Origin of the sequence: Yoonia maricola (assembly GCF_002797915.1) — a bacterium.
In the GTDB taxonomy this organism is placed as follows: domain Bacteria; phylum Pseudomonadota; class Alphaproteobacteria; order Rhodobacterales; family Rhodobacteraceae; genus Yoonia; species Yoonia maricola.
The window spans coordinates 1,830,869-1,843,639 of record NZ_PGTY01000001.1; the positions used below are offsets into that span (position 1 = coordinate 1,830,869).

The window sequence follows — 12,771 nt, forward strand, 5'->3', positions numbered from 1 at the left end:
AAAGCCCGCGCGGCGACGCAAGCACCATCATTGCAAAGCCTGTCGCAAACGTGACTTCCCATTGCAGCCTTGATGAATAAGTAAGGTGGCATGCGCAAGAACATGCTGATCCCCCTCGCCTTGATGGCATTGCCAAGCTTTGCCGCGGCGCAATCTTATAGTGACAAGGCCGCATTTGAAATCCTGCCCGGCTGGCGTACTGCCGCAGGAGATCATATCTCTGCCATCAAAATCACCCTCGCCCCCGGTTGGATCACCTATTGGCGCGCGCCTGGCGAAGCGGGTATTCCACCGCAGTTCAGCTTTGCCAGCAACAGCGGCATCACCAGCATCACGCCCCATTGGCCTGTGCCGGACGTCTTTGAAGAAGCGGGCCTGAAATCCATCGGCTACTACGATAGTGTGATTTTCCCTCTTATCGTTGCTGCGGATGGGGTGACAGGCGATATTCCCATCAGCGGTCATCTGACCGTTGGCGTGTGCGAAGAAATCTGCATTCCAGTCACATATACTTTCGATACCGTGTTGCCGCAAACCGGCGCGCAGGACGCAGCCATCACAGCTGCGCTTGCCGACGACCCGCTGACGCGGTCAGAGGCCAAGGTGGGCGATGTCATCTGCAAGATCGATCCGATCAGCGACGGTTTGCGCATGACAACCCAAATTGATGTGGCCGCATCCGGTGCGTCCGAATTCGTAGTCGTTGAACCGAGCGACCCGCGCATCTGGGTGTCGCAGGCGGATGTCATCCGTGATGGGGCCACGCTGCGTGCCACGGTTGAAATGGTTCACCCCAGCGGTCAGCCCTTTGCCTTTGATCGCTCTGGTGTGCGGATCACCGTGCTGGCCAATGATGGTCACGCGATTGACTTGCAAGGGTGCAGCGCAGGCTAACCCTGCGCGCGGCGCAGGCCCTGCCCGACCAAAGCGATGACGTAAATCGCCAGCAGCAACACCATCAGCCCGCCCATAAACAGGCCAAACGCTGGCACTATCCCACCACCAAGCATGGGTAAGGCCGTAGCCATCGCGGGCAATGGCGCGCCTGTCAGCAGCACAGGCCCCACCGTCAATGCAAACAGCACCAACGCCCCCAGCGCACCCAGCCCGGCAGGTACAAACATAGCCAACCTGCGCCCGCGCAAGGCGCGCTTGGCCGCTTGCACCTGTCGATACACATCCGCCTGCATCGCCATCACCGAGGGCACCACGAGCAGCACCAAAACCATGCCAAAGGCCAAACCAAACACCAACGTGACCACCGTTGGCTTGAGGAACTCTGCCTGATTGGACCCTTCGTAAAGCAGCGGCGTCAACCCCAGCACCGTCGTCAAGGTTGTCAGCATTACCGGCCGCAAGCGATCTACAGTGCCATCAATAATCGCAGGCACCAGCCCACGATCTTGGGCGTATTCATCCACCGTTGTGACCAAGACGATACTGTCGTTGATGATAATCCCGACCATGCCGATCAGACCGACCACGGTGAACATGCTCATCGGAATGCCCCAGACATGATGGCCGTAAATCGTACCGACCAAAGCAAACGGAATGATCGACATCACCACCACAGGCCGTGTCCAGCTGCTGAAAATCCATGCCAGTGTCAGGTAAATCCCCAAAAGCACCAGTATCAGCCCGGTCCGGGCGTCATCAAGAAAGCGATCTTCCTGCTCACTTTGCCCGGAAAGCTGTGTTTCAACCCCAAAATTACTTTCAATACGTGGCAGGATATCATCGTTGATGATCTGTTGAATTTCCGTCGCGCGCGCCGCATCCTCATCATCCAGATCACCCAGGACCGAGATCAGTTGGATACCATTTTCACGCCTTACGGTCGAAAACCCGGTCCGGCTTTGGACCGTTACAACATCGGCCAAAGGCACGTAAACACCATCGGGCGTGCGAATTTGCGTCCGGTCCAGAAAATCCGCTGAGAGTTCACCGGTGGGCAGCTCTACCCGGATTGTGGCAGAGCGCGCACCATCAGGGAAACTCGCTGCCTCGATCCCGCCAAGGCGGTTGCGCAGAACCAGGCCCAGCCCGTCAATGCCCAGCCCCAGCGCATCGCCTTGCGGTGTCAGCTCAAGGATCAGTTCTTCCTTGTCATAGGCCAGCGTATCTTCCAGCCCCGAAATCTCACCAAATCGGGCCAGCTCGGTCTTTAGCGCCTCTGCTGCCGCCTTGAGCGTATCGCTGTCAGCGCCAAACATCTGTACATCCAGACTATCCGCGCCGGGGCCGGACCCCCACCTGCGAAAGCTGACCGTTTCGGCCATAGGGTGCTGCACAACACTTTCTTGCAAGGCCGCGACAAAGGCAAAGCTGGAGTAAGGGCGACTGTCCGCATCAATCAGTTCAATCGTGATCGCACCCAGTTGATCGGCATCTTTGGTATCAGACCCTGCAATCCCGCGGCCTGAATTGCCGCCAATTTCGGCTGTGACGAATTGCAATGGATTGATGCCGTGTTCCGCCTCATATTGCGCGCCAAGTGCCTCTGTCGCGCGCTGCATCTCGCGCATCATTGCGAAGGTATCTTCGCGTGTGGCACCGGGCAGCATGGCGAAATTGCCGGTCACTTGGCTTTGCTCTGGTGCATTGAAGAAGCGCCAGCTGACATCGCCTTTGATAAAAAGGGCAACCTGACTGGCCAGCAATACGAGGGCCATCGCAAAGACCGGATAACGGGCTTTGACGACATAGCCCATAAAGGGCCGAAACAGCGTTTCCTTGAACCAATCAAACCCCCGGTTCACGGTGCGCGAAGGCCAGTCGTACCAATGGTCTTTCGCCGAATGGGCGATGGCATGTGACAGGTGGTTGGGCAGGATCAGGAAACATTCGACCAGACTGGCGGCCAAGACCACAATCACCGTGAACGGTATATCGGAAATCAGATCACCAAAACGCCCCCCGATCACGACCAAGCCAAAGAACGCGATAATCGTGGTGATCGTCGCCGAAAACACCGGGCTGAACATGCGTTTGGCCGCCCGCTCTGCCGCGACGGTGGGGTCTTCGCCCAATTGCCGGACCCTGAAGTCGGCATGTTCGCCCACAACAATCGCATCATCGACCACGATCCCCAAGGTGATGATCAGCGCAAAAAGCGAGATCATATTGATCGTGATCCCAACCGCATACATCAGCGCAATTGCCGCCAGCATCGCCACAGGAATACCAAAGGCGACCCAAAATGCGGTGCGCGCGTTCAGGAATAGGAACAAAAGGCCAACCACCAGCAGTAACCCGGTCAGGCCGTTCTCAAGCAAGATGTTCAAACGCGCCTCGATCAGCTCTGACCGCCCGTTGGTGAGTTCAATCAATACACCGTTGGGCAGAGAAGCCTCTAACTCTTGGGCTACATCTTCAACGATCTGCTGCATTTCAATCGCATCACCCTGTGCGGTCCGCTGGACACGCACTTTGATCGCAGGGTCATCGCCCACGAAATACGCGCGGTTCCGGTCCGTACCTTCCACACGTATGGTCGCCACATCATTGATGGTCAGTTGCGATCCATCCGCGTTTGAGCGCAGGACAATCGCGCCAATCTCTTCGGCGCTGCGCTTGGCCACACCTGTGCGCACGCGGGCATTGCTGGATACATCACCCGCAGGGTCGGCGGCAGCTTCTTCGGCAATCCGCTCTGAAATCTCTGACAGGCCAACGTCATACTGAATAAGCGACAGCGACGGCACTTCAACCACGGTTGAGGGTGCGGCAACCCCTTGGATGATGACCTGCGTGACACCTTCAGCAAAAAGCCGGGTTGATAACTCATCTGCAAAGCGGCCTAGCTGATCAACACCCACCGGGCCAGTGATCACAACATCAGTCACCCGATCCCGCCAGCCGCTGCGCCTGATCGATGGTTCCTCAGCGTCTGCGGGCAGATTGGTGGTACTATCAAGCGCGACCTGCACATCTTCTCCAGCGCGGTCAATGTCATAGCCGGGATCAAACTCAATCTGGATTGATGCGCTGCCCTCACGCGATGTGCTGGTCGAGGATGTGACCCCTTCAACACCCAACAGCACCGGTTCCAGAACCTGCACAATCGCCGCGTCCACATCCTCTGCCCCGGCACCATCCCACGCGACCGAGACCGTCAGATCATCAACGACAACATCAGGGAAAAATTGCGCTCGCATATTGGGAAAGGCGAACAGGCCAGCGGTCAGCATCAGGACCAACAACAGGTTCGCCGCCGTCCGGTGCCGTGTGAAATAGGACAGAATACCACCCGCGCCCGCGGTCAGTTTTTCGCCCCCGGTGACCATCAGCTGCCCATCCTTGCTTCAAGGCGGCTCACGGTTTCAAAAGACACCTCATCCGCTTCCAACTGGCCAATGATGCGGGCCTTGACGTCATCGGGAAGTGGGCCATCGTTAACAAATGCAATCAACTTGGCCCGGCGCGCATCATCCAGCGCGATCATCTCAGGTTCGGCTGCGTCCTCTGCCCCTCCGGCCTGCAACGGACGGACCTTGATCCCCGCCCCCAAAAGCGGTGAGCGTTCGGCAACAATCACAGCCCCTGCGTTGTCGCCCAGCCCGATAATCACGTCATCACCCTGACGGCGCAGCAAGGCGACATCGCCCGCGCGCAAGCGATCCTCTTCGACCACGATCAGTACAGTCTGATCAGGGGCCACTGCCGTGGCGGGGACTAAAGCAACATTGCTTAACGCCGGTTCATTGATCCGCACGGTGACGAAATCACCGGGACGGAAACCAGGTGCGGGTTCAAGCCGCGCGAAAAGCAGCCGCCCGGTTTGACCTGCCGCAACGGCGGCGCCTTCGCGGGTAATCTGCCCTTCGGCGCGCAGGTTTACACCCGATACATCCAAAGTCACAGCTATCGGCGCATTGATCAGCGCACCCGCCTCGTCCAACAGCCGCGCATATTGCGAGGTCGAGACACGGAAAGACACTTCCAAAGCGGTCGGGTCAATCAGTTGGGCAAACAGTTCATTGTCTGTGACGCGGCCACCGGGGCTGATCGTCACCCCGGACAAGGTGCCGTCAAAGGCAGCATAGACTTCGGTATCCGCCAACGCGCGGTCAGCCTCTGCAACGCTGATCCGAGCGCGGGCCAATTGGGTTGTCGCCAGATCAATCCGCGCCTGTGCGGCAGCCAACGATTGCCTGCGGGTCAAAACCGTGACCTGCGCCGACGATGCGTCCAACTCTGCCGTTTCAACGGCAGCAGCTGTGCCAACGCCCCGCGCCTCAAGATCGCGGGCGCGTGTCAGGGCAACATCACGCAAATTGGCCTGCGCGCGGGCGGCTGCCAGATCATCCTCAGCCAAGGTCACCGCGCGGTCTGCGTCGCGCACCTCAGCCTGCGCATCCTGTAAATCGGCTTGCGCGCGGTCCAATGCGGCCTGCGCCTCGGCCGGGTCAATACGCAACAAAAGCTGGCCAGTCGCAACCGTGCCGCCCTCGATCAGATCATCGCTGACCTCCAATAGCGTTCCGCCAGTCGCACTGCGCAAATCCAGCGTCCGCCTGCTGCGCAATTCACCAAAAACGGTCAGTTCTGGAACGATCGTCTGTGGCTCCAGCGTGATCACATTGACAGCCAGAACACGTTCGCGCTGCGGTATGCTGCGCGGCTCTTCGTTCATGCGGGCAACAACAGCGTTGCGCACCATCGTGCCGGCCCATGCGATCAGGACCAGCGTGACCGCCAGTAAGAAAATACCCGTAAGACTACGACGCAAAAAACGCATTAAAATATCCTTGGCCTGCCTGCATGAGGTAGGCGACTAGTCATCGCTGTCCAGTCGTACGCACCACAGCGCTACTTCCGTCGCAGATGCTCATCCAAACGCGGCATTATTTCTACAAAATTGCAGGGCCGGTGCCGATAATCCAGCTGTTTGCTCAAAATTTCATCCCAGGCGTCCCTGCATGCGCCCGGAGATCCCGGCAACGCAAACAGATAGGTCCCCTGCGCCACACCGGCTGTTGCGCGGCTTTGAACCGCACTGGTGCCAATTTTTTGCATGCTGACGATCGTAAAGATCGTGCCAAATGCATCGATCTCTTTTTCATAGACATCGCGATGCGCCTCGACCGTCACGTCGCGGCCGGTCAACCCGGTACCACCGGTCGAAATCACGACATCAACCCCATCATCCGCACACCATACGCGCAGTTGGTCAGCGATCTGATCCCGCTCATCCGCAATGATCTTACGATCCGCCAGCGCATGGCCCGCTGCCGCGATCCGATCCACAAGTGTCTGGCCCGACTTATCATCCGCCATCTGGCGCGTATCGCTGACTGTCAGCACAGCGATGCGGACCGGTACAAAGTCCTTGGTTTCATCAATGCGGCTCATCTGATCCTCACAGGCAGGGGTTGGCGACGGGCAAACGGGGGGTCGACATCATCCCTTTCACTTCTTCTGCACCTTCTGATGAAAAGATACGATCCGCCAGCGTTGTCACCAAATCAAGGTTCGAACAAAACGGGCGTGCGCCTTCGATCTGAGAAGCAACAAGGGCGTTGTAGCGCTGCTCCACCATTTCAAACGCTACAGGCGGCACCACATTATTAGCATAGAAGGTCAGCGCCTGCGCGCGATAGGCCGTTTGCATGTCAACCTGTGCGGCGGGTAATTCAGCCTCACACGCCTGCATCGCGCTTTCAATTGTCGCCAGAATACTCACAAAACATCCCATGGCCCCCTGACCACCTTCATCAAGACCCGTATAGCCCCGTGGCAGAGTTTCATCCCGGATCAGTGTGACATCGCCAATACGCAAGAGCGAACGGGTTTCAGAGACATCCATGACATCCGCCGCCCTAGCCGCGAACAGCGCTTCATAGTCAATCAGATCCAGTGGGTCAGCCGCCAAAGGTGCCGCACTCAGGGTCGCAATCACCGCCAGTTGTTTCATCTGCCCTTCTTTCAGCCGCGCAGGCGCGCGTTCAATGCCAGCAAATCGGCCCAAGCCTCGCGCTTGGCAATCGGATTACGCAGCAGGTAAGCGGGGTGGAACATCGGCAAGCACGGCTTGCCCAAGACCTCTGTCCAATTGCCACGCATTCGCGTGATCCCCGTGCGCCCCAGTAGAGCCTGACAGGGCGTGTTACCCATCAGAACGATGATCTCTGGATCAGCCAATGAAATATGCCGCTCCAGAAACGGCAACATCATCGCAATCTCAGCCTTGTCAGGGGTGCGGTTTGACGGCGGCCGCCAAGGCAGCACATTTGTGATATAGACGCTGCGCGCGGAATCATCCGCCGCACGGCCCATCTGAATGGCCTCCAGCATCCGGTCCAGCAATTGCCCCGCACGGCCCACAAAGGGACGCCCCGCGCGGTCCTCTTCCCGGCCCGGTGCCTCTCCAATGATCATCACGCGGGCGGCTGGGTTGCCATCGCAAAAGACAAAGCTGCGTGCGCCTTTTTTCAGCTCGCACTGCTCAAACGCCTGCATCGCCGCCGAAAGTGCCGCCAAATCCGAGGCTGTCTGCGCGGCAGCCCGCGCCAGCGCGACCGCATCAACCTCCGGCGTCTTCGCCTGAACAGGTGCGACCGCAGTGGGCGTCGGGGGCGTCGCCGCTTTGGGCGCGGCCTTGACCGCTTCCAACGCATAGCGATCCACAGGTGCGTCCAGAATAGCATCTGTCGCCCCCAATTCGACCTGCCATTCCAACAGCGCACGGTCGGTCCAATATGTCTCGCTCGAATCCATCAAGGCTATGATAGACCTGATTGGCAGCGCTGTGCAGTGCCTGCGCAAAAACTAACGCATTGACATAGATTAGTTGCTGAACATGCTTGCAGACCTGCGACATGCATATTCTGTTGTTCATAATTGCCTGTACGCTGATCCCGATCATTGTCTTTCCGATGCGCGCCTGCTGGGCATGGATGTGTGTACTCTTCATCTTGTCAATGATGGTCTGGCTGGATCTGTATTTGGTACCACAGGGCGACAAGGAACGCGCATGGGCCTACGCCGTGTTATTTTTTGCAAGCCTCAATGGATTGGCGGTCACCGCTCTTGTCCTCAGATTATTGGTACGGTGGATAACCACAAAGCCGTGGTGGACAGATGGCAAGTTGGGCCTTCTCGAAATACTGCTGCACACCGCAAATGGTGTGTGCATGGGGTTCGCCATCTTTTTGCCAATGGCGGCTGTATTTGAAGGGACAGGTCATGCCTATCTCGCGCATATAGTCCCTATTTTCGTAGGGATGGTCATTTTGGCTTTTGGCCAATCGCGCAAACTGGCAGCGATATATAGCTGGTCCATTTCGCTTGCACTTATGGCATCAACACTCGCGAGCGCGATCTATCCTGCGGTCATCAACTCATCTGCCAGTCATCAGGCAAATGGTGAACGCTATTGTATTTACCTCAATCAGAGCTGGCGCTTTGCGCAAAATGCCCATGATTTGACTTTCCTGACTTTTGGCAAGGGTACACACACGGCACATGCGACGTTGATCATAGAAGGCGAAGATGGCCCAATCTACGGCAACTGGTCATATCGCCAAAGCCAGTTCATGGTCCCGTGGGATATCCGGACGCAGCCAACCGGGCACACCTGCCCCCATTGATGCAGGCAGCGCCGCCGCCTATAAGACCCCGAACATCTGCCAAGAGGGTCCCATGACATTCCGCGCCAAGCATCTTTTGGGTATCGAACCTCTGCACCCCACCGAGATCACGACCCTTCTTGATCTAGCCGACGGCTATGCTGACCATAACCGGCGTGGAGTGGCACACCGTGACGTTTTGGCAGGGCTGACGCAGATCAACATGTTCTTCGAAAACTCCACCCGCACGCAGGCGAGTTTTGAACTGGCGGGCAAGCGGCTGGGCGCGGATGTGATGAACATGGGGATGCAGGCATCTTCTATCAAAAAAGGCGAAACGCTGATTGATACCGCACTGACCCTGAACGCAATGCGGCCCGATCTGCTGGTCGTGCGGCACCCGCATTCGGGTGCGGTTGATTTGCTGGCGCAAAAGGTCAATTGCGCAGTGCTGAACGCAGGCGATGGCAGGCATGAACATCCGACCCAAGCCCTGCTTGATGCGCTCACGATCCGCCGCGCCAAGGGCCGTCTGCACCGCCTGTCAATCGCGATTTGCGGCGATATCGCGCATAGCCGCGTGGCCCGCTCCAACATCATGCTGCTGGGCAAGATGGAAAATCGCATCCGGTTGATTGCCCCACCAACGCTGATGCCTTCGGGCGTCGCAGACTTTGGTGTGGAAGTGTTCGAGAACATGGAAGAGGGCCTGAAGGACGTCGATGTCGTCATGATGCTCCGCCTGCAAAAGGAACGCATGGACGGTGGCTTCATCCCGTCGGAGCGGGAGTATTTCCACCGCTACGGCCTTGACGCGGAAAAGCTCGCCCACGCCAAACCCGACGCCATCGTCATGCATCCCGGCCCGATGAACCGCGGAGTGGAGATTGACGGCACCATTGCCGACGATATCAACCGTTCCGTCATCCAAGAACAGGTGGAAATGGGCGTCGCGGTACGCATGGCCGCAATGGACCTGCTCGCCCAGAACCTGCGCGCCAGCCGCAGCCCAGCTGAGGTGATGGTGTGAGCGAGACGTTTCACATCAAAGCAACCGAGCGCGGCGTGGTTCGTATTTTCATGGCCAATCTGACGGCCGATCAAGCGGCCAGCTTTACCGAAAGTACCGACGAAGATACGCCCGCACCCATCAACCGGGCCTTGGGTGTCACCTATCTAGACTGCGACTTCGTCGAACTCTTCCCCCTCAGCAACCTCGACGGGCTGGGGCTGGCTGGTTACCTGACCGAGGGGCTGGGCGTCGCCGAAGCGGACGTCAAACCGCATGCATCACGGCTGAACGCGATGAGCGGGCATGTCCTGATCGTGCTGTCGAAAGCATTTGGCGGGTTTGAGACGACAATCACGCCAATAGCGCCGCTTAAATGGATCGGCACTTACCTTGAAGAAGGCGCCAGTGTGAAATTCGAACCGCTCCCCTCTGAGGCAGCCATCGGCACAGCGGGCACATCCAAGGTTAAACCGCCAAAATCAGATGCCCGCGTCGGTGGCATGATCGCGATGTATGCGCTGATCGCCATGTTTGCCTTCGTCGGATTGCTTATCTGGATAGGCGGCTAGAGTGGAGCTGCGGCGACCCAAGGCAATGCTGCTGGGTCTTGCACTCATTGGCATCGTGATGACGGCCTGTCACACCATCAAACCATTACGAAGCCTTGCGCCGGAAACATTTGGTCTGACCTGCGTGACCGATACGCTTTGCGTAGAAGACCCGGACACAGCGCCCCAAGCACAACGCCTTGCAACAGAGGCCATGCGCTTTGTCGAAGTGAAAATAGGATCCATCCAGCAAACGCCCAAATTTCAGTTTTGTAGCACAATCCGTTGCTTTAACCGTTTTGGCCATTCGGAATTCCGTGCGCAGTATGTCTGGGGTGCAAATACCATCGTCGTGAACGCGGCGGGTTGGGAGGACTACATTATTAGACATGAGGTCATCCACCATTTGCAGGCAGAACATTTCGGCCTGATCAAAGCATCATCTTTGCCGCGCTGGTTTATCGAAGGCATGGCCTACACACTGAGTGAGGATCCCAGAAATCCACTGCCGCGCGACGATATTGAGCAATATCGCCAACAGTTTGTACATTGGCTTGAGGCCGGAAATGACTGGAGACTTGGACCGGAGCAACACGCTCCTTAGGATAGGGTTGCACCCGGCCTGGTATCCGGCGACAACCCGACGACCCTTTTGCGCAGGAACCTGCTAGATGAAGACGACTTTCTTTGCCAACGCCCGCCTGATTGACCCGGTCGCCCTGACCGACGGGCCGGGTGCAATCCTGATCGAAGACGGCATTATCAAAGAGGTGTTAGACGCAGGTGCGACGCCCCCCAAATCCGCCAATGTCATCGATTGCGGCGGTCAGTGCCTTGCGCCCGGTATCATCGACATTGGCGTCAAAGTCTCTGAACCCGGCGAACGCCACAAGGAAAGCTTTCGCTCAGTCGGGGTGGCCGCAGCCGCGGGTGGCGTGACCACAATCGTCACACGCCCTGACACGCTGCCTGCCATCGACACACCGGAAACGCTTGAATTTGTCGAACGGCGCGCACAGGAAGACGCGCCTGTTCATGTTCTGCCCATGGCCGCCCTGACCAAAGGGCGCGAGGGGCGCGAGATGACCGAGATCGGCTTTTTGCAAGACGCAGGGGCCGTGGCCTTCACCGACTGCGACCGCGTTGTGACCAACACCAAGGTCTTCAGCCGTGCGCTGACCTACGCCCGCTCATTGGGTGCGCTGGTGATCGGGCACGTGCAGGAACCGGGATTGTCAGAAGGAGCCGCCGTCACCTCGGGCAAATTTGCGTCACTGCGCGGCCTGCCGGGTGTCAGCCCGATGGCCGAACGCATGGCACTGGACCGCGATATCGCGCTGCTGGAGATGACCGGCGCGCGCTATCATGTGGACCAGATCACTACCGCGCGCGCCCTGCCCGCACTGGAACGCGCCAAACGCAACGGGTTGCAGATTACCGCTGGTATCGGCGTGCACCACCTGACGCTGAACGAGCTGGACGTTGCCGACTATCGCACCTTCTTTAAACTCAAGCCACCTTTGCGCAGCGAAGATGACAGGGTCGCCGTGGTCCAAGCGGTCGCGGAAGGGCTGATCGACATCATCAGTTCGATGCACACGCCACAAGACGAGGAAAGCAAACGCTTACCATACGAAGAAGCCGCCAGCGGCGCGGTTGGTCTCGAAACACTGCTGCCCGCCGCCCTGCGCCTTTATCATGCTGAGATGATCGACCTACCCCGCCTGTTCCGCGCGATGTCTCTGAACCCCGCGCACCTGCTGGGGCTGACTGCAGGACGGTTGCAAGCGGAGGCCCCTGCCGATCTGGTCCTCTTTGACCCCGACGCGCCGTTCCAGCTTGACCGTGCGGCACTCTTGTCAAAATCTAAAAATACACCTTTTGATGGCGCACGCATGCAAGGCCGGATCCTTGGCACTTGGGTGAGCGGAGAACGCATCTGGGAGGGCGCATAATGCCTGACATCGAAAGCACTTACCTGGTTTTGGCCCTCTGGGCCGTCATCGGCTATCTGGCGGGATCCATCCCTACCGGGATGATTTTTGCGCGCCTCATGAACCTCGGCAATCTGCGAGAGATTGGATCAGGAAACATCGGGGCCACCAATGTGCTGCGGACCGGGAACAAGAAAGCGGCGGCCCTGACCCTGCTTTTTGACGCGGCCAAAGGCGCAATTGTCGTGCTGATCGCCAGCCAACTCGCATCAAAAGACGCAGCACAACTGGGCGGGCTCATGGCGTTCCTAGGCCATTGTTTCCCGGTCTGGCTGCGGTTTAAAGGGGGCAAAGGGGTTGCCACCTACTTTGGCATCATGCTGGCCGTCAATTGGCAAATCGGCTTGATCGCCTGCGCCATCTGGCTCTTCGTCGCTGGGGTCTCGCGCTATTCGTCGCTCGCTGCCTTGGTTACAGCCGGGTGGATTCCGCTGGTTATCGGCTTCATCACAACAGGCGAGATGTTTCTTCTCTCGGCTGCGCTTTGCTTTCTGATCTACATCCGGCACTGGGGCAACATCATGCGCCTGCGCAAAGGTGCCGAGACCAAGATCGGCGCAAAAAGCACCTGAACGAAAGCACGCCGAATCTGCTTGACGTTTCGATATATCCTGTTATTTCTGAAATTACAGAAATTTAGGAAATCA

12 protein-coding genes are annotated in these 12,771 nt (G+C 58.0%); 7 read left to right on the plus strand and 5 right to left on the minus strand.

Annotated features, from left to right (window positions below; translation table 11 throughout):
- Nucleotides 1–90: 90 nt before the first annotated feature.
- The gene (locus BC777_RS09250) at nucleotides 91–894 is read left to right on the plus strand and encodes a protein-disulfide reductase DsbD domain-containing protein (protein WP_100367770.1); all 804 of its coding nucleotides are present in this window, start codon (nucleotides 91–93) and stop codon (nucleotides 892–894) included.
- On the opposite strand, the gene BC777_RS09255 is transcribed toward BC777_RS09250, so the two are convergent.
- The 5 genes from BC777_RS09255 to BC777_RS09275 form a co-directional block, all read right to left on the minus strand.
- Nucleotides 891–4,286 carry an efflux RND transporter permease subunit gene (locus BC777_RS09255; RefSeq protein ID WP_100367771.1) on the minus strand — a complete coding sequence of 1,132 codons (3,396 nt, stop codon included), beginning with the start codon at nucleotides 4,284–4,286 and terminating at the stop codon, nucleotides 891–893. The genes BC777_RS09250 and BC777_RS09255 overlap by 4 nt on opposite strands.
- A complete protein-coding gene (locus BC777_RS09260) occupies nucleotides 4,286–5,740 on the minus strand; it encodes an efflux RND transporter periplasmic adaptor subunit (RefSeq protein WP_100367772.1) in 1,455 nt (484 codons plus the stop codon). Before BC777_RS09260 ends, BC777_RS09255 begins: the two co-directional genes overlap by 1 nt.
- Nucleotides 5,741–5,811: 71 nt before the next feature.
- Nucleotides 5,812–6,354: a molybdenum cofactor biosynthesis protein B gene (moaB, locus tag BC777_RS09265; RefSeq protein WP_100367773.1), complete on the minus strand. Its 543-nt coding sequence runs from the start codon at nucleotides 6,352–6,354 to the stop codon at nucleotides 5,812–5,814.
- Nucleotides 6,355–6,361: 7 nt separating this feature from the next.
- Nucleotides 6,362–6,916 carry a hypothetical protein gene (locus BC777_RS09270; protein WP_133122534.1) on the minus strand — a complete coding sequence of 185 codons (555 nt, stop codon included), beginning with the start codon at nucleotides 6,914–6,916 and terminating at the stop codon, nucleotides 6,362–6,364.
- 11 nt (nucleotides 6,917–6,927) lie between these two features.
- Nucleotides 6,928–7,719 (minus strand): uracil-DNA glycosylase, encoded by a 792-nt coding sequence (locus tag BC777_RS09275; RefSeq protein WP_100367775.1) that lies wholly within the window; start codon nucleotides 7,717–7,719, stop codon nucleotides 6,928–6,930.
- A gap of 101 nt (nucleotides 7,720–7,820) precedes the next feature.
- On the opposite strand from BC777_RS09275, the gene BC777_RS09280 reads away from it, so the two are divergent.
- The 6 genes from BC777_RS09280 (at nucleotide 7,821) to plsY (ending at nucleotide 12,696) form a co-directional block, all read left to right on the plus strand.
- A complete protein-coding gene (locus BC777_RS09280; protein ID WP_100367776.1) occupies nucleotides 7,821–8,591 on the plus strand; it encodes a hypothetical protein in 771 nt (256 codons plus the stop codon).
- 52 nt (nucleotides 8,592–8,643) lie between these two features.
- Nucleotides 8,644–9,600, plus strand: a complete 957-nt coding sequence (locus BC777_RS09285; RefSeq protein WP_100367777.1) for an aspartate carbamoyltransferase catalytic subunit — start codon at nucleotides 8,644–8,646, stop codon at nucleotides 9,598–9,600.
- The gene (locus BC777_RS09290; RefSeq protein ID WP_100367778.1) at nucleotides 9,597–10,151 is read left to right on the plus strand and encodes a hypothetical protein; all 555 of its coding nucleotides are present in this window, start codon (nucleotides 9,597–9,599) and stop codon (nucleotides 10,149–10,151) included. Before BC777_RS09285 ends, BC777_RS09290 begins: the two co-directional genes overlap by 4 nt.
- 1 nt (nucleotide 10,152) lies before the next feature.
- Nucleotides 10,153–10,734 carry a hypothetical protein gene (locus tag BC777_RS09295; RefSeq protein WP_100367779.1) on the plus strand — a complete coding sequence of 194 codons (582 nt, stop codon included), beginning with the start codon at nucleotides 10,153–10,155 and terminating at the stop codon, nucleotides 10,732–10,734.
- Between the two features lie 67 nt (nucleotides 10,735–10,801).
- Nucleotides 10,802–12,085, plus strand: a complete 1,284-nt coding sequence (gene pyrC, locus BC777_RS09300) for a dihydroorotase (protein WP_100367780.1) — start codon at nucleotides 10,802–10,804, stop codon at nucleotides 12,083–12,085.
- Nucleotides 12,085–12,696 carry a glycerol-3-phosphate 1-O-acyltransferase PlsY gene (plsY, locus tag BC777_RS09305; RefSeq protein WP_100367781.1) on the plus strand — a complete coding sequence of 204 codons (612 nt, stop codon included), beginning with the start codon at nucleotides 12,085–12,087 and terminating at the stop codon, nucleotides 12,694–12,696. The genes pyrC and plsY overlap by 1 nt, the downstream gene beginning before the upstream one ends.
- Nucleotides 12,697–12,771 lie beyond the last annotated feature (75 nt).